Raw genomic sequence first — 17,582 nt, forward strand, 5'->3', positions numbered from 1 at the left:
CCTCCTATTCTGAAACTTTGGGAAGCGGAAGAGCTAGGCGTACTCTTTTGACCGCTGGTGAATAGGTAGCAGAAGAGGATAATGAAGCAAGCAGACGATCCGCTAACACAATCTGTGAACGCCCCTGCTCAGATGCTTGATTAAATGCCACTTCTATAGAAATGGGCTGCTCTGTGGCATTTATCAGCTGTGCGGCTGCTTCATTACATCCCTCACTCTGTAATAATTCTAGGAGAATCCTGCTCTTAGTCACTGTGTAGTCTGGCAGATGAGCGTGGAACCAACCGTAAATCTCACTCTCACGACCTGCACATTTCAGGGCTCGTAGTAGCCGGGCAATGACGGGAGTCGGTTCGGGATGAAGCTGTGCGGTTTTGGTGTAACAAGCAATGGCTTCGGTCTCATCACCCATCTCTTCACATAATTGACCCAGCATATAATAGGTTAAATATGAACCGAATCCAGCCTCAGTATGGTAGCCGGGAGGAGCAGCTCCGATGACCAGCGCTTGTAGCAACGATACTTTGGCTTCTGCAAAGGCACCTAATTGTAAGAGTAGAGCCCCTTTGATATGAGCTAAGTCTGGGTAATCCGGATGTGAGCTAATCCCACGGTCACAAGCTGCAAGCGCCCCAGGGTAATCTTTTAATTCTGCAAGCGAACGAATTTCATATTTGTGCAGCAGGTGGATGTAACTTGTATCAGGCGGTGCCTCTTCTAGTGATTGTTGGATATGTTTTAGAGCAGGTTGATACTCCCCCAGACGCATATACTCAACAGCCATATTAAAATGGTGGAAGGGATCTTTAGGATTTAACCTTAGCTGCTCTTTCAGCAGCTCGACATTTCGTTTAATTTTATCTTTCTTGACGACTATCCCTTCTGCGTAACCATAATGATGGATGACTACAGTGGTCAAATGCATCGGTGCCTGGGGTGTAGCTGTTATGATAGCCTCAGCGATCTGTTCGTGAATAATACCGCTAAACCGGTATTTAGGGCGATTACGAAACATCCGAATAATCGGATTGACGGTGATCGTCTGTGAAGCGGGGGTTAGCCCTTTATGATTATGAATGCGTAGGAAAAATGCCTCGTACTCCATATGCTCGGCACATAGCAGTAATTCTCCCTTGCTCTCCTCACTTAATTCCTCATCTCCATCTAGAACAAGAATCCATTGTCCATGGGCCTGCTGGAGACCTGCGTTGCGGGCAGCAGCAAAGTCGCCGCTCCAAGGGTGTTGTATGATTTTGGCCCCGAAGCTTAGGGCAATTTGAACCGTAGCGTCGGTGGATCCAGTATCGACTACAATGATCTCATCGACGACTCCGCGTACGCTTTTTAAACATTGGCTCAAGCTATCTCCTTCGTTCTTAACGATCATGCATAAGGAAATTAGTGGCTTTCTTCTTGAACGGTTCATAGGGATGACCTCCCTTCGCTCTGACGGAAGCTCCACTGAGTGTGCCAAGGTGTACGATTCAGCAAGGTAATGGATTTACGGATAGCTCCGATATCCTCCTGCAATGGGCCATGAGCATGGGCATCATTTAAACTTTGTATAGCGTCTTCCATACTCAGCTTCGCTTGCTGAAGATAACAGAGGGATAAGCCGATCCTTGCGGATTCATGCTCAGGCTCTTGTTCCAGCGCTTGCTGAAACCATTCACTGGCTTCGGAATAATGCCCTTTGTCAAAGATCATCTCACCAATATAAAAAAGCACGCTTGCATCGGCGATCTTATCACGAACAAGTACAATAAATTCCTCTCCTGCGGCCTGCCAATTCCCTTCTTTATATAATGCTGTGGCAAATTCAGATCGATAAGCAGGGAACAGGTCCACTAAAGTATGACTAAGTGTGAGCTGATGCAGCTTTACGGATTGCCCGATGAGGTCGGAAAGGAATGAGGAATATATGTGATCTACCTCTATTTCTACCGGACATGTCACTTGTTGGCGTTGGGATCGCTCAATGTATTCCAGTCCAGAACGAAGTTCACCTGATGTATGGTTGAGCAAGTCCTTTTTAAATTCTCCATATCGTTCCCATTGGCAAATGGCCCAAAGAGTATACCACTGCTTTTGATGCTCTAAACCAAGATGATCTTGGGAAGCTAGTGAGGTCATCTGCCCTATAGCTGTACCCGCGTCTTCTAGCTTGCCGGTGATGATGAGTGATGAGATGATTCTATATGCAGTATCCAATTCCAGTGGAAAAATATCTCGGGATAAGGTGGTTATGGTCTCATAAGCATTTATCTCATATAAACTTTCAATGATCGCGGATCTACTGATTGAGGTAGTTGGGGGGACGAGTTGGATCAGTAAAGTGGCGATTTCCTCATCGGGTACAGCTAAGCGTTGAAAAGCAGCAGCAATCCCCTGCAAGGCGGGCGTATATAAAGAATGGTGTTGAAGTGCACGATGAAAAAATCTCGCAGCATCCTCAAGAAGACCAAGCCGCTGTGAGATTAAACCCATCCGGTATAGGGGGCGAAAGGTACTCATTCCTTGTTCAGATACATATTTTCCGCTAAATACCTCATGTTCTGGAATGGACTCTGCATGTTGATAAGCTAATAGCGCACGTTCCAAAAGGCCTTGGCTCTCCAAAGATTGCCCTAACAAAAAATGCAAATCAGGGTAGTCGCCATAACGCTCCAGTTCAATCATCAGCAAGGGGTCGATCGCATTCATTTTTCCTTGAGCATGATAAATTTTACAGAGATCCCTAATCATCGTAGGACGATAGGAAGCTTCGAGTGCTACATGGTGAAGGCCTTGACGAAGCAACGTCTCAGCTTCCAGAAGACGACCGTCCTGACAGCAATTTACTGCCAAGTTATAGGAGTGGAAAGGATCCTCCGGATATTCGGTTAAAGCGAGGTGCAGCAGGTGTCTATTTCGATTGATTTTATCTTTTCGTGTCATGATTTCAGGTAAATATCCAAAGTGTATAATCTCAAGTTGACTGTGCTCAATCGCCGAGAGGTTATGTTTGCTAAGGATTGAAGTGTCAATTCCCTCATGAATTCTTCCACTATATTGATAACCCTGTCCATTTCGGAATAAGCGGACTGCACTGTGTTTTACCTTATCTTCAGGTCGTACGCCAACCCAATTATCAATGTTTACTGTAAAAGCCTGAGCTTGTGTGTTCTGCAGAAGTCTGCGGAGTTCTGTAAGTGGGGTCTGCAAGCACTCATCGGCATCAAGGATAAGAATCCAATTTGTTGAGGCATGAACGAGCCCTTCATTACGAGCTGCCGCGAAATCGTCTGTCCATTCCCGTTGGAAGACTCTAGCCCCGTGCGCTTCGGCAATAGCTATGGATTCGTCGGTAGAGCCCGTATCGATCATCACAATTTCGTCAGCACCAGCTACGCTTGCGAGACAGTGAGGCAGGAGATCAGCTTCATCTTTTACGATGAGGTGGACGCCAAGCGTAATATTATTCACGGTTGTTCCTCCTTGAAAAGCATTATGTGTTTGTTGCACATATGTATAGCTGCTGACACAAGCATAAACGCCTTCGGCGTCCTTATAGTTAAAGAAAAAGCACATGGATATCCATGTACTCTTTCTTGTTACAACATATGATGGTCATCTGGATTACGTGCCCTGAGCATTGAAACTTACATTGATCGTGGATGCAGAGCCTGAATTGGCTGATTGATAGGATAGGCGGGTATATTTCAGGAATCTGGCTGGCACTATGACATCGATAGAGCCTGCTGCTAAAGGATTATCCCCCGTGGTATCGACGAAATAGTTCGTTCCATCAGCACTGATTTCCACACGTGTGTTGACCGGATTTGCCCCAGTATTGTTAATGAAGAAGGAATACGTTCCCAGTACGCTCGTAGTAACGGCTGGTAGAGGTGTATAGGTGTTAGCAGTCGCAATACCTGTAGAGGTTTGTTCTATAAAGCTGCGTTGTGAAATAGAAGTGACACTACTTAGTGTACCAGCTGTGATCGTAGCTCCGAGCACACTAGTGATGGTGCCGTTAAGAATGTTGGTGACTGTACCTGCGGAAGACAAAGTACCGGCAGTAATTGTAGCTCCGAGTACGCTGGTAATGGTACCGTTTAAGATGTTGGTGACTGTACCTGCGGAAGATAGAGTACCAGCTGTGATGGTAGCTCCGAGCACGTTAGTGATGGTGCCCTCAAGGATGTTAGTAATAGTACCTGCGGAGGACAAAGTACCAGCTGTGATGGTAGCTCCGAGTACGCTGGTAATGGTACCGTTTAAGATGTTGGTGACTGTACCTGCGGAAGATAGAGTACCAGCTGTGATGGTAGCTCCGAGTACGCTGGTAATGGTACCGTTTAAGATGTTGGTGACTGTACCTGCGGAAGATAGAGTACCAGCTGTGATGGTAGCTCCGAGCACGTTAGTGATGGTGCCCTCAAGGATGTTAGTAATAGTACCTGCGGAGGACAAAGTACCAGCTGTGATGGTAGCGCCGAGCACGCTAGTAATGGTGCCGTTTAGGATGTTTGTAACTGTTCCGGCGGATGATAACGTACCTGCTGTTATGGTTGCCCCAAGCACACTAGTGATTGTACCGGCGGTAATGGTAGCTCCGAGCACGCTGGTAATGGTGCCGTCAAGGATATTAGTAATAGTACCTGCGGAGGACAAAGTACCCGCAGTAATGGTAGCTCCGAGCACGCTGGTAATGGTGCCATCCAGGATGTTGGTTATGGTACCTGCGGAAGACAAGGTACCGGCAGTAATCGTAGCGCCGAGCACGCTAGTAATGGTGCCGTTAAGGATGTTGGTAACTGTTCCTGCGGAGGACAAAGTACCCGCAGTAATTGTAGCACCGAGCACGCTAGTAATAGTCCCGTTAAGGATGTTGGTAACTGTTCCGGCGGAGGACAAGGTACCGGCAGTAATCGTAGCGCCGAGCACGCTAGTAATGGTGCCGTTAAGGATGTTGGTAACTGTTCCTGCGGAGGACAAAGTACCCGCAGTAATTGTAGCACCAAGTACGCTGGAAATGGTGCCGTCAAGGATATTAGTAATAGTACCTGCGGAGGACAAAGTACCGGCAGTAATCGTAGCACCAAGCACGCTAGTAATGGTGCCGTTAAGGATGTTTGTAACTGTACCTGCGGAGGACAAGGTACCCGCAGTAATCGTAGCGCCGAGCACGCTAGTAATGGTGCCGTTAAGGATGTTGGTAACTGTTCCTGCGGAGGACAAAGTACCCGCGGTGATCGTAGCGCCGAGCACGCTGGAAATTGTACCATCAAGAATAATCGTAGTTAGATTTCCGCTTGGATCTGTAGTGAGCGGATGATCAATCAGCGAGGCATCCCGGCCGAATATAAGCGTTCTTAGATTATCAGGATTCGCTTGAAAAGAGCTATAGTTAGGCAAAGTTCCTCGTCCTTTCCTTATAAATGATTGAGTTATACCAAAAGACTGGGCTTGGACGTATACACATTCTTGCTTGCCAATACCCTTTGAATGTAGCGTGGAGGCGGAGACTAACAGGGTGATCTCCCTGATTCTTAATGTGTAAGAGATCATCGTTTTAGCTCTGCTTTTTTTGTTTTATTTTGCTGCGCTTTTTAAGCTCCAGGCCGTTATGGATTTCATTCACTTCCTACGGGCTTTCTGGAACTCAATCCATGAAAAGGCCCAAACCGTCGTTTGAGCCCTGAGCCTAAATAAACCGCAGTCCAATAAGCTGCAAACCGATAGGGACAATCCTTAGCCATTCGAATGGTGTGATATTAATATATGGTGGGAAATAGGGGGTGATTGGGCAGAAAAAGCAATATACGCACATTCCCACAACCTGTTACTGAGAGCGGCATAAAATAGAATAAGCTTAAGTACGGGGAGGATAACTCATGCCGAACGACTCAGTATTCAATCAGAGTAGCCAGCCACTTTTTACTGAGCAAGTCAATACGTATGTTGCACCTGGTATAGATTCAGCTCCTGAGGGGGGAGCAGCTAAGGCGGGGTTATTGTTTGGAATCCCATTTACTTCTACGGTAACGACGGCTGCCCCGTTAGTTATTCAGATTAGTAATCCGGGAGGAAGCGGACGTACCTTATATGTATCCCGTGTTACTGCCAGCTCAGCGACGGCGGCAGTTACTTTATCACTACTTCGGAACGCTACGGTCACCGGAACTACCGTCACACCGATTAATTATAATTTTGGCAGTGCGTTAACCAGTGTTATGACAGCAAGAACCTCGACGGCTGCGCCTACTGGAGGTCCGGCTACTCTAGTATCTCTATTGCTGGCGGTCGGTCCGGTCATTGTTGATTTTACAGGACAAATTGTTGTTCCTCCCGGAAATTCCATCACTACCTCCGTAACGATTGCATCGGGGTCATCAGCGGCGACAACGTCTATCAGCTGGTGGGAATATTAGAAACAGGAGGGGATAAATATGCCTAATCAATTTGTATTTAACGACAACGATCAACCACTTTATGTGGATATGGTAAACACCTTCCAAGCGCCAGATATTAGCGCGCCGCCTGAAATAAGCGCTTCGCAAGCCGCAGTCTTGTATTCAACTAACACATCTGCGTCTAGTTTGGTCGTACTTAGTCTAATCTCCGCAATCGCTTCTATTCGGATTAGTAATGCTTCAGGCAGTGGGAAAACTGTTTATATCTCACGTATAAGCGGCAGTATTGGCGGTTCTTCTCTACTATCTGCAATGTCGGGTAGCTTTACAATTGTAAAAGGAGGGACGGTAACTTCACCAGCAACCTTAACGCCAACGAATAATAATTTGGGCAGCTCAGCGACGAGTGCGATGACCGTTCAGTCTTCCACAGCAGCCATTAGCGGGGGAACGACGCTTTTCAATTATCAATTGGCACCGGGGGCTTTCACACAGAACTTTACGGGTAGCATCATTGTCCCGCCTGGGACTGCTATTTGTGCTAACGTAACCTCATCCAGCTCCGCCGTAGGTTTAACGATTACCTCAGTGTTGGGTCTTCTTTGGTGGGAACAATAGCGTTCTTGCTGCGAACCATTCACAGAGCTGAACCTTGACATCACTTGGGTTGAGGTTTTACATAAAAGGATGGAATGTATAGAAAATAAAGGGGATTGGCATTATACAATAAAGTTGCATGTCAGATTTGAATGTGAAAAGAGGGACAATTATGGAAAGTTGTTTATTTATTCATGGCTTTACCGGAGGTGAGCATGAGATCTCTCCCTTGTCCCAGTTTATGGAGCAGCATAATTACCGTTCCAGAACGTTTACCCTGAAAGGGCATGGGGGGAGCAGGAATGATTTATTGCATTCGGATCGACATGATTGGCAACAGAGTGCTGAAGATGAATTGACAGAGCTGTTAAAGACGGATGAAGGTGTTCATCTGATCGGCTTTTCTACCGGTGCCCTTATTGCTTCACATCTTTCTGTACGGTATAAACCCTGGATCAAATCCCTTACTTTATTGTCCACTCCCGTATTTCCGCTGAATCCCGTGGAGATTCTTAAGACTCTTGGGAGCTTTTCCATGCTAAAAACGTATATTAATAAATTCACTTCAACGCCCCCAAGGGCGACAAGAGAGTTTCAACGATTGGTCCGGGAGAGTTTTTCAATCTATCCGCATATTGAGACTCCAACCTTGATCGTGCAGGGTAAGCGAGATCATCTGGTGAAGACTCGAAGCGCTGACTTCCTGCAGCATACGATTCCTACAGCCCAAAAACAGGTGATAATGGTGGATAACAGTGGTCATATGGTTTGTCATTGTGAAGATAAGGACCGGATTATGAATGAAGTATTGCATTTTATTCAGAGTGCAGGAAGCTAAGCATATAAGGTGAATAATGAACCCCAAAGAGCCCCCAATAAGGAGGCTCTTTTTCTTGGGAATTTTATTTTTTATAGCTTGACAACGCATTCATAATCATGGTAATTTTTAGTTGGGAAACCGGTTTCCCTAAAATTATTTGTTTTTTGTGTTAAAGACGTTAAAAACATTAGAGACATCACTGGGCGGGCTTGGTTTTTAATCAAGGAAGTAGGTTTTAGAGTGTTATGAATACGCTTTAATAAGAGAGGGAGATGCACGCAATGAAACGTAGGTTATGGTATGTACCCGTTCTAATTACATCTATTCTTCTTTCTACCGTGATTAATTTGTTTGTCTTAACACCGCAAAAAGCTGAAGCGGCAAGCATCGGCACGATTAATGAGAACGACACTATTTATCAGATTATGGTTGACCGATTTAATGATGGAGATACTTCCAACAATGCTACTGGTGCGGCAATTCGCTATGGAGAAAACTCTGAGGAAGATTTCCGTTATATGAAAGGCGGAGACTGGCAGGGGATTATCGATAAGCTATCATATATTAAAAATATGGGCTATACCGCGATTTGGATTTCCCCAGTGGCTGAGCCACAAATGACTAACCGGGATAACAACGGTACCGGTAAAAATACAGCCTATCACGGATACAACGTTAAGAACCCTAACGCTGCCAATCCATACTTCGGAACGAAGGAGAAGCTGAAAGAGCTTGTGGATTCCGCACATGCGCTTGGCATCAAAGTAGTGATTGACGTTGTGCCAAACCACGTCGGTGATTATATGCTAGGTTCCCAAGCCTATTATGATATCCCATCATTGCAGCCAGTGGCTCCGTTCAATAATCCAGCATGGTACCACCATAATGGAGATATTAACTGGTCTCTAGCGGATGGAAGATATGATCAGTGGGCGCAGGATTACTTAGAGAATCATGATTTGGGCGGGCTAGATGACATTGATTTCGATGTTCCTGCGGCTAAGCAGGCGATATTCGATTCCATCAAAGGCTGGTTTGATTATACAGGCGCTGACGGTGCGCGTGTGGATGCTGCCAAGCTGATGAAGCCAACAGATATTGGTGAACTACAAAATTATTTGGGCGTTAATACATTTGGCGAGAATTTCGACGGAAATGCTGAATTTGTCTCACGTTGGGTCGGAAACAATAAGGAATGGGGCATGCTCGATTTCCCAATGTTCTTTTCCGTACTTAACAGCTTTGCTTATGAGCAGTCTTTTGAGTCCAATATCAAAAGCACCTTGGCACAGGATTCCTACTACAACGGGAATGCCAATCACATGGTTACCTTTATCGACAATCATGACCGCAACCGTTTTCTAACGGAAGCCGGGGGAAGCGTTGATAAGCTGCAGAATGCTTTAACCTTTATTTTTACAGTTCGTGGAACACCGGTTGTCTTCCAAGGAACAGAGCAGAACAAAGGCAATGGCAACAGTCAGATCATGACAGGCGGTATTGCGGATACTTGGAACCGTTGGTCTATGGTGAAACGGGATGCAAGCGGAAACGTGATTGAGAACTATTTTAATGAAAATGCCAGCACCTACAAGCACGTAGCCAAACTTAATGAAATTCGTAAAAATAACCCAGCACTACGTACAGGTACTCAACGTGAAATGTGGGCTGCACAGAACTTATATGCCTTCTCACGTCGTATCGACACTGGAACCAATCAAGGTCAAGAAGCTATCTCTGTATTTAGTAATCAATCTAATGGTTCGCAAACGGTAACCATCCCGCTGCGCGCCGAGAGTAGTTTGACTGCAGGAACAGTTTTGTATAATCAGCTGAATACTGCAGATACAGTGACTGTACAATCAGGCGGAGTAACTGGAAAGCAAATTACTGTAACTGTAGGTGCGAATTCAGCCAAAATCTATGCGAAACAACAACAACCATCAGAAACAGTTCCTCCAACTACTCCGACTAATGTAACGGCAACTGTTCAGAATGCATCTAGCGCTTTGATCAGCTGGACGGCTTCTACCGACAACGTAGGCGTAACTGGATATGAAGTTTATCGTAATGGTGTCAAGGTAGGCACAACGGCGACTACTTCCTATACGGACAATGGTTTATCCGCTAGCACTACCTATAACTACACGGTAAAAGCATTTGATGCCGCAGGCAATCTATCTCTTCTTAGTGCGATTGCGTCTATTACAACACCAGCAGGGAACAGTGTCACGATTTACTATAAGCAAGGTTATACCTCGCCTTATATTCATTATCGCCCAGTAGGAGGTACATGGACGACATCTCCGGGTGTGGCTATACCTGTATCTGAAGTAGCCGGATACAACAAAATAACGATTAATATCGGCTCCGCCAGCCAGCTTGAAGCATGCTTTAACAACGGCAGTGGCACATGGGATAGTAACGGGGGGAGCAACTATCTATTCGGTACTGGAACCTGGACTTATACGCCAACAGGAAGTATTACATCGGGTGGACCAGTGACACCAACACCAACACCAACGCCAACACCAACAGTAACACCAACAGTAACACCAACAGTAACACCGACACCAACACCAACGGTAACACCGACACCAACGCCGACAGTAACCCCAACACCAACGCCAACGGTAACCCCAACGGTAACCCCAACACCAACGACTACACCGACTGGCAACACTGCAACGATCTATTATAAGAATACGGCTTACAGCAGCTCTTACATTCATTACAAGCTGGATGGGGCGACAGTCTGGACGACGGCTCCTGGTGAACAGCTTCAAGCTTCTTCTTTCCCAGGATATAAGTCGATTACAATTCAGCTGGGCACTGCATCCGGACTGACCGCAGCCTTTAATAATGGCAGTGGTACATGGGATAACAACGGCAGCAGTAATTACCATTTTGATGCTGGAACCTGGAGTCTAGTGAACGGAAGTATCAGCGCAGGGGAACCTCAAGCAGACAGTGTGACGTTTCGTGTAAATGTTCCAGCGTCTACTCCGGCGAGCGGACCTGTGTATCTTACCGGTACCTTCAACAGCTGGAATGCAGCGGATCCAGCCTATCAACTGACTAAAGGTAGTGATGGGGTGTATTCCATCACACTGAGCTTACCAGCAGGAACAGCGGTGCAATATAAAGTTACGCGGGGCGCTTGGACTAATGTGGAGGTAAACTCGAACGGATCGGACATTTCCAATCGAACGCTTACTCCAGCAGGCGGCGCACAAACAGTGAACCTGACCGTGCAGCGTTGGAAAGATCTATAAGTTGCTATAAGAGTGGATCATAATACCTTTCACATGACAAGGAGCGGCCCCCCCGTGTGGGGCCGCTCCTTGGTAAGTAGTACGAAGCTTTTTCATTGTAGAAGATACAATAGAAAAGTAGTCCAATTATGAAGTTGCTCCAGAGAATTTAGCTCTCATCGTGGATTCACGTGGAATTAGTTCTGGCTCTAGTAGCAAATGCTTGTGGGGCGCATCATTGCCACGAATGCGCTCCATCAGCAGCTGCCCTGAAGATACACCCAGCTTAAACGTATCGATATTAAGCGAAGTTAAAGGAGGTGTTGTATATCGGGACAGCGGATATTCATCGAAAGCGGCGATGCCGAGTTCAGATGGAACATCAATTTCGAGTGCTTTTGCGGCTTGAAGCACCCCAAAGGCTACATAACTGTTCATACACACCACAGAGTCTGGCCGTTCTTCACGCTGCAAAAGCTCAAGTGCAGCATGATAGCTATCATGTTCATCAGCCTTGCAGTTAATGATGCATTGCTGAGGAACGGTAAGGTCAGCCTGCTGTAATGCGCTTAAGTATCCACCTAGGCGATGTGTATAAATTTTTTCCTGCTGCTGCCCGCCTATGAAGGCTATCTTTGAATAACCTTGTTCGATGAGATGCTCGGTCAGCATGTTGCCGCCTGCTTCATTATCGAAATCAACCCAACTTCCGGGGGTCATAATCTCTCCAATGGAGATATAAGGAAACTCCAGTTGATTCAATTCTTCAGATAGCTCTTCAGTCAGCACGGAGTTGTTGGCAATAATACCGTCGACACGTTTGCTAAACACAAGCCTATTTAGAAAATGGCCTTCTGGACTGCTATGTTGCACATTGGAAATGGTCAGCTCGTATTTTAAAGGTGCAATTACGCTCTCGATTCCACCAATAATGTTGTAGAAGAATTGGTTCAGAAACTCACTTTCTTTAGACATATCGACCAGTAAGCCAATATTGCAGCTGCTTTGTCTAGCTAACCCAGTAGCAATACTGCTTGGCGTGTAGTTCATTTGCTTCATAATCTCTCGAACCTTTTGTTTCGTTTCCTGTGATATTTTTGGGGAATCATTTAGTACTTTAGATACAGTAGATTTAGCCACATTGGCTGCTTTAGCAATATCAGAAATCGTTACTTTCATCGTCGTCCCTCATAACTTGAAAACGGTATTTGTAACCATAATAACACAAATTTAGCAGTCTCTCTAATGATGTATGAACAGATAGATAGAACGATAAAAGTATAGAAGGAGTCCATAAGTTATGCCTCAATCATGGTTTGTATATCATACAAGTGAAGATCCATTTGCCTATCCTGTAGGTACAGGGACCCTGAAGCTCAGATTATTTACACAAGCTGGACAGCAATTATCCTGTACCGTAATCCACTCGGATCGTTATGATTCTCCGGGGCAAGAAGTTCCTTTGCAGATGGAGCGGATTGGGTCGGCCGGTATTTATGAGATTCATGAAGCAATTATTCAGACCAGCACTAGAAGAAGCAGATATCTATTCCATATAGCGAATGCTGCGGGGCAGTATATCTGGTATGGAGAGAGGGGCACGTCGGAGAATCGGGAGCGTGCAGGTTCTTTTCAATATGCATATCTTCACCATTCTGAGGCTTTGAAGTTACCGTTATGGAGCCAGGATGCGGTGACCTATCAAATTTATCCTAGCAGCTACAATGGTGGAACTCTAAAAGGCATTACGGACAAAATACCTTATCTACAGCAGCTTGGTGTGAACACTATTTACATGACGCCTGTATTTGAATCTCCTTCGGAGCATAAATATAACACCTCCGATTATTATAAGATCGACCCTGCATTTGGCGATGTAGATGGATTGAAGACGCTAGTCAGTGAGGCACATCGTCATGGAATTAAGGTCATTTTGGATGCCGTATTTAATCATTCGGGAGATCAATTCTTTGCTTTTAAAGATGTGATGGAAAAAGGCGAGCAGTCTCCATATAAAGATTGGTTCTTTATTCGTTCTTTTCCCGTAACACAGACGCCTGCCCCGAATTATGAGACATTCGCTAAAGCTGAAGCGCATATGCCTAAGCTGAATATGGATCATCCCGAGACGGCAGATTATATGATTGGAGTTGCCAAGTATTGGATTCGTGAAACAGAGATAGACGGCTGGCGTCTTGATGTAGCGAATGAGGTCAACCCGGCTTTTTGGTCCCGCTTTCGGCAAGAGCTAAAGTCTGAATTTCCTGAAATTCTACTCATTGGAGAGATAATGCATGCATCTGGGCCTTGGCTTAGAGGGGATCAATTCGATGGTGGCATGAATTATGTGCTTCGGGATGCCGTGCTGGAATTCTTTGCAGAGCAGTCAACAGGGCCAGATCGCTTTATGGAGCAAGTACTCCATCAGGAGGCGCTGTATAATGACCAGGCGAATTCGGCTATGTTTCAATTGATTGGCAGTCATGATACGTTGCGTTTTCTTACAGCGTGTAAGGAGGGGGGACGTGGCTGGGACCGCGAGAGTACGGCAATACAGCGCATGAGGTTGGCAGTTTTTTTTCAGATGACTTATATCGGTATTCCGATGATCTATTATGGGGATGAGGTTGGGATGGAAGGAGCTACGGACCCTCACTGTAGAAAAGCTATGGTATGGCAAGAGCAAGCTCAAAATACAGCGCTGCTGAAGTGGTATCAAGAGCTGATATTCCTAAGAAAAAGCTGTGATATTCTACGAAAAGGTAAGTTTCGTCCTTGGTTCACGGATGAAGTCCGTAATGTCTTCAGTTATACACGGGGAATGGATCAAGAGAAGATAGGTTTAATTATCAATAATTCTCCGAACGCGTACGAGCTTGAGCTTAATGTATATCGTTCGGATAAGAATTTGCTTACCGATTTACTGTCAGGAGCTACTTTTAAAAATAATAACAAGCTTATAGTGAGCATTGAACCGTTTGGATGTTTAATGTTGTACTAAAATAGAATAAGGCCTCTCTTCAAAAGAAGGGGCCTTATTCATCAAGAAACGGGTGTCATCTCCAAAGGATGGCGAAGCCGGGTTTTTAAAAAAATATAAGAAAGTATAAGTTTCACGCTATACATTATCCTTATATTTCTCGCATAAACGCTGACCGTCCTTTAGGGACGCTAAAGGCGTTTTTCCTTGTTTGTAGCACTTTTTTTATTTTTGTTCTTTAAGTCTCTATACTCCTGATTCTCCCATTGTTTTAGCAACGGAAAAGGGTCGAAAGCCCATTCAGTAATCCCTCGGTCACGGTAGATACCAAAATGTAGATGTGGCGGGAATTTCCCTTGTGTTCCTGGATTTCCGTAACCTGAGCTGCCAACCCAGCCAATGATTTCACCTGGTGAGACGATATCTCCACGAGAAATGGATTTGTTATACCCGGATAAATGGGCGTAATAATGGTAACGGTTCTCGATATCACGAATTCCAATTCTCCAGCCACCGTAGCGGTTCCAGCCTTTAGTTTCCACTAAGCCAAAGCAGGTGCTGCGTACCGGCATACCTTGCGGTGCAAAGAGGTCAGTCCCTTCGTGAATACGTGCCCCACCCCAGCTTCTGCCGGTTCCCCAAGTGCTACGATAAGAATAAGAATTACTTAAGGGAAGTGGAAAAGCATTACCTGATAGGTCAAGCCGACCAAAATGCTCATATAGCTTAGCGAACTGAGCTATGCGCTGAGAGGCACGACCATTGTGATAATACTCCCAAATGCCAATGCTGAAATCATTAGCTGAATCACCATATTTCTGCAAGTGTCTAGCCATACTATATAGAACATCAGCATCATTCTCTGGATCGGCGATTCCATCACCTGAGCCATCACGGCCGAAGCCGTTAAAGAAAGTGATGGATTCAGGAGAAGTATCCTCCTGATCCGGGTTGAGTGGACCGGACCATACGGGTGCTGGAATCATGATTCCAGTAAGACGGTTGGTGACGGGTTTGTCTGAGGAACCTTTTTTGGCGATGGTGCGTTCATATTGATCAATGGCTGCGAATCTAAACCAAGGGATTCCAGTGGCTGCACTCAGTTGATCATAAATCCCCCTACGGGCAGACCATATGGATTCTTTGCTAGCATTAACAGAATTGCCGCTGCTTTCCACCGGTTGGACTGTAGCCTGTACTGCAGCTGCTGGAACGGGAAGGCCTAAACCACCCCAAAGGATAGCGGCCGCGGACAGACATAACATAGTTCTCCGGTTATTAGTATTCTTAAATAGGGCCAGCAAGATAACAGCCTCCTTTTGTCCGGGCGTAGAATTGAATGTAGGCACTTCGGATAAAGCTTTTATTATAGATTGAAGCAAAAGGCTACTTTTTATCCGTTCTTGTCTAAAGGTACCAGTAAATTCTTCGCCGGAATCGAAGTTGAGATGCCCTGCATATTTCACAAAAACAGGCAATTGTAAAGCGCACATGGTATAATATGAGGCAGCATCTTTCATCTGCAGCATCACATTCAGGAGGAAGCGGGGTTTATTATTTTGACGAATAAAACAGCAAAGCAGCCTAAGCCGGATTGGATTAGAATCAAGCTAACTACCGGTGATAACTATCAGGAAATCAAGAGCATGATGCGTTCTAAAACTTTACATACCGTATGTGAAGAAGCTAGGTGTCCGAATATTTATGAATGCTGGGCAAATCGAACGGCTACCTTTATGATTCTTGGTGATATATGTACTCGCGCATGCCGTTTCTGCGCTGTGAATACAGGGTTGCCGACAGAGCTGGACCTGCAGGAGCCTGAACGTGTAGCAGAAGCTGCAGAGGGAATGAACCTTCGCCATTGCGTGGTGACCAGTGTGGCCCGTGATGATCTTGCGGATGGTGGCGCCCAGATTTTTGCTGAGACGGTAGCGGCAATTCGTAAACGCCTTCCGTTATGTAGTGTTGAAGTATTGATTCCAGATTTCCTGGGAGAACGGAATAGTCTAGAGATTGTTATGAACAGTAATCCAGACATTCTTAACCATAATATCGAGACGGTGGAACGGATGTCAGACCGTGTACGGGCTAAAGCAAAGTATCGCCGTTCGATGGAACTGCTGCGCAGAGCTAAGGAAATGAAGCCGGATATTCCTACCAAATCAAGCATTATGCTTGGAGTCGGTGAAGAGTGGGATGAGATTTTACAAGCAATGGATGATTTACGAGCCGTAAATTGTGATATATTGACTTTAGGACAATACTTGCAGCCTTCTCCAAAGCATTTGAATGTGGAGAAATATTATCCACCAGAGGAATTTGCGCTGCTCAAGGAAGAGGGATTGAAGCGTGGCTTTAGCCATGTGGAATCAGCTCCGCTTGTTCGCAGCTCTTATCGTGCGCATGAGCAGGTGAAATCTGCCGCTCAAGCTCGTGAGGAGCGCGCGGTTTCTTCTAGTTAATTTTTTATTATTCAAGGTAGCAGGGGGTTGAAGGAGCGGAGCGATCTGAAGCTCCCCACCCCTAGGTTACACATAAAAAACGTTGATTTGAGTCATTGGAGAGAAATGTTGGAGCTGTAGGAGCGTTAGCGTTCGCCTGAAAGCTTTCCGAAGGAAAGCTAGCATCGTAAGCATACACTGTTGATTAATTTCACCGCTGAATGCGGTTCAAATAAAAGAAATTAATCAACAACAGCGACCGAAAGCCCAATATTTCTCGGAAATGACGGCATAATCAACGCACCCTCCCCACAGAAAGGCAGGCGACAAAAGGTTTGATCGTTATAGGCGGAAAAGGCTACGAACTAATGTTAGATCATAAGGATGGTTGGAATCCGGAGGCGTTTCGCGGAAGATATAGCGAAGTGCTGGAAAGATACGACTACATTATTGGTGACTGGGGTTACAGTCAGCTGCGTTTGAAAGGTTTTTATCGGGACAACCACCCAAAGGTGAATCGGGATACAGCGATTTCTGGCATGGTCGATTATATTAATGAATATTGCAATTTTGGCTGCGCATATTTTGTGTTGCATAAGTTAAAAGAGGTACCACAAGAAGGTTTGTTCAAGGATATTCTGATCAAAGAAATACCAGAGCCGAGTGAGGAAGAAGATTCGGAGCTAGAAGCTGAAGATAATGATGGAGCGGCTATAGATAAAGAGCTCTCCTCTAAAGAAACATCATCTAAGCAAGGTTCGAATTCATCTGCTGCATTTAAAGAGATGACTTCTGCTAAGGATAGACCTCTGAGAGAACATCAAAGCCGAAATCACCGGGGTAAAGATTCGCAAGGGAAGAAATCCAAAAAGGAATTTCAAAGCAGACCACCACAAGGTCAATCCCAAAAACCCCAAAACACACAAAAGCCTCAAAATAATCAAAATACACAAAACACACAAAACATAGAAAATCCACAATCTTAACGATGAAAGCTGACCATAAGTAGAGTCCTTCTACGAATGAGACAGCTTTTTTCTTTTGAATAGATATGTACAAATATTAAAGGCAGCAAACCTCCATCTCTGG

Annotated in this window: 12 protein-coding genes; 7 read left to right on the forward strand and 5 right to left on the reverse strand. The window is 45.4% G+C overall.

Features of this window, described 5'->3' with window-relative positions:
* Positions 1 to 4: 4 nt before the first annotated feature.
* The 3 genes from MKY52_RS13710 to MKY52_RS13720 form a co-directional block, all read right to left on the reverse strand.
* The gene (locus tag MKY52_RS13710) at positions 5 to 1,426 is read right to left on the reverse strand and encodes a tetratricopeptide repeat-containing glycosyltransferase family 2 protein (protein WP_341051765.1); all 1,422 of its coding nucleotides are present in this window, start codon (positions 1,424 to 1,426) and stop codon (positions 5 to 7) included.
* Positions 1,423 to 3,465 carry a glycosyltransferase gene (locus MKY52_RS13715; protein ID WP_341051767.1) on the reverse strand — a complete coding sequence of 681 codons (2,043 nt, stop codon included), beginning with the start codon at positions 3,463 to 3,465 and terminating at the stop codon, positions 1,423 to 1,425. The genes MKY52_RS13710 and MKY52_RS13715 overlap by 4 nt, the downstream gene beginning before the upstream one ends.
* 153 nt (positions 3,466 to 3,618) lie before the next feature.
* The gene (locus tag MKY52_RS13720; protein WP_341051768.1) at positions 3,619 to 5,400 is read right to left on the reverse strand and encodes a DUF6385 domain-containing protein; all 1,782 of its coding nucleotides are present in this window, start codon (positions 5,398 to 5,400) and stop codon (positions 3,619 to 3,621) included.
* Positions 5,401 to 5,879: 479 nt separating this feature from the next.
* Here MKY52_RS13720 and MKY52_RS13725 point away from each other — a divergent pair, with 479 nt between their 5' ends.
* From MKY52_RS13725 to MKY52_RS13740, 4 genes are all read left to right on the forward strand, one after another.
* Positions 5,880 to 6,416: a hypothetical protein gene (locus tag MKY52_RS13725; protein WP_042191654.1), complete on the forward strand. Its 537-nt coding sequence runs from the start codon at positions 5,880 to 5,882 to the stop codon at positions 6,414 to 6,416.
* An 18-nt stretch (positions 6,417 to 6,434) separates the two neighbouring features.
* A complete protein-coding gene (locus MKY52_RS13730) occupies positions 6,435 to 7,016 on the forward strand; it encodes a hypothetical protein (protein WP_341051770.1) in 582 nt (193 codons plus the stop codon).
* Between the two features lie 151 nt (positions 7,017 to 7,167).
* The gene (locus MKY52_RS13735) at positions 7,168 to 7,833 is read left to right on the forward strand and encodes an alpha/beta hydrolase (protein WP_341051773.1); all 666 of its coding nucleotides are present in this window, start codon (positions 7,168 to 7,170) and stop codon (positions 7,831 to 7,833) included.
* 263 nt (positions 7,834 to 8,096) lie between these two features.
* The gene (locus MKY52_RS13740; protein ID WP_341051776.1) at positions 8,097 to 11,090 is read left to right on the forward strand and encodes a carbohydrate binding domain-containing protein; all 2,994 of its coding nucleotides are present in this window, start codon (positions 8,097 to 8,099) and stop codon (positions 11,088 to 11,090) included.
* 126 nt (positions 11,091 to 11,216) lie between these two features.
* Here the strand turns inward: MKY52_RS13740 and MKY52_RS13745 are convergent, their stop codons facing one another.
* A complete protein-coding gene (locus tag MKY52_RS13745) occupies positions 11,217 to 12,248 on the reverse strand; it encodes a LacI family DNA-binding transcriptional regulator (protein WP_341051778.1) in 1,032 nt (343 codons plus the stop codon).
* A 121-nt stretch (positions 12,249 to 12,369) separates the two neighbouring features.
* Between MKY52_RS13745 and MKY52_RS13750 the strand changes: the two genes are divergently transcribed.
* Positions 12,370 to 14,070 carry an alpha amylase N-terminal ig-like domain-containing protein gene (locus MKY52_RS13750; RefSeq protein ID WP_341051780.1) on the forward strand — a complete coding sequence of 567 codons (1,701 nt, stop codon included), beginning with the start codon at positions 12,370 to 12,372 and terminating at the stop codon, positions 14,068 to 14,070.
* 170 nt (positions 14,071 to 14,240) lie between these two features.
* On the opposite strand, the gene MKY52_RS13755 is transcribed toward MKY52_RS13750, so the two are convergent.
* Positions 14,241 to 15,314 (reverse strand): M23 family metallopeptidase, encoded by a 1,074-nt coding sequence (locus tag MKY52_RS13755; RefSeq protein WP_042194496.1) that lies wholly within the window; start codon positions 15,312 to 15,314, stop codon positions 14,241 to 14,243.
* A gap of 294 nt (positions 15,315 to 15,608) precedes the next feature.
* Here MKY52_RS13755 and lipA point away from each other — a divergent pair, with 294 nt between their 5' ends.
* Both lipA and MKY52_RS13765 read left to right on the forward strand, forming a co-directional pair.
* On the forward strand, positions 15,609 to 16,514 hold the full coding sequence (gene lipA, locus MKY52_RS13760) for a lipoyl synthase (protein WP_341051783.1): 906 nt from the start codon (positions 15,609 to 15,611) through the stop codon (positions 16,512 to 16,514).
* Between the two features lie 347 nt (positions 16,515 to 16,861).
* Positions 16,862 to 17,479 carry a YutD family protein gene (locus MKY52_RS13765; RefSeq protein ID WP_081951311.1) on the forward strand — a complete coding sequence of 206 codons (618 nt, stop codon included), beginning with the start codon at positions 16,862 to 16,864 and terminating at the stop codon, positions 17,477 to 17,479.
* Positions 17,480 to 17,582: the final 103 nt, after the last annotated feature.

This window comes from Paenibacillus sp. FSL P4-0184, assembly GCF_038004625.1.
Classification (GTDB): domain Bacteria; phylum Bacillota; class Bacilli; order Paenibacillales; family Paenibacillaceae; genus Paenibacillus_AQ.

Excerpts from the sequence above, each read along its gene's own strand:
- MKY52_RS13730 (WP_341051770.1), top strand. The coding sequence starts at position 6,435 with ATGCCTAATCAATTTGTATTTAACGACAACGATCAACCACTTTATGTG.
- MKY52_RS13725 (WP_042191654.1), top strand. The coding sequence starts at position 5,880 with ATGCCGAACGACTCAGTATTCAATCAGAGTAGCCAGCCACTTTTTACT.
- MKY52_RS13745 (WP_341051778.1), bottom strand. The coding sequence starts at position 12,248 with ATGAAAGTAACGATTTCTGATATTGCTAAAGCAGCCAATGTGGCTAAA.
- MKY52_RS13750 (WP_341051780.1), top strand. The coding sequence starts at position 12,370 with ATGCCTCAATCATGGTTTGTATATCATACAAGTGAAGATCCATTTGCC.
- MKY52_RS13710 (WP_341051765.1), bottom strand. The coding sequence starts at position 1,426 with ATGAACCGTTCAAGAAGAAAGCCACTAATTTCCTTATGCATGATCGTT.
- MKY52_RS13765 (WP_081951311.1), top strand. The coding sequence starts at position 16,862 with ATGTTAGATCATAAGGATGGTTGGAATCCGGAGGCGTTTCGCGGAAGA.
- MKY52_RS13735 (WP_341051773.1), top strand. The coding sequence starts at position 7,168 with ATGGAAAGTTGTTTATTTATTCATGGCTTTACCGGAGGTGAGCATGAG.
- MKY52_RS13740 (WP_341051776.1), top strand. The coding sequence starts at position 8,097 with ATGAAACGTAGGTTATGGTATGTACCCGTTCTAATTACATCTATTCTT.
- MKY52_RS13755 (WP_042194496.1), bottom strand. The coding sequence starts at position 15,314 with ATGTTATGTCTGTCCGCGGCCGCTATCCTTTGGGGTGGTTTAGGCCTT.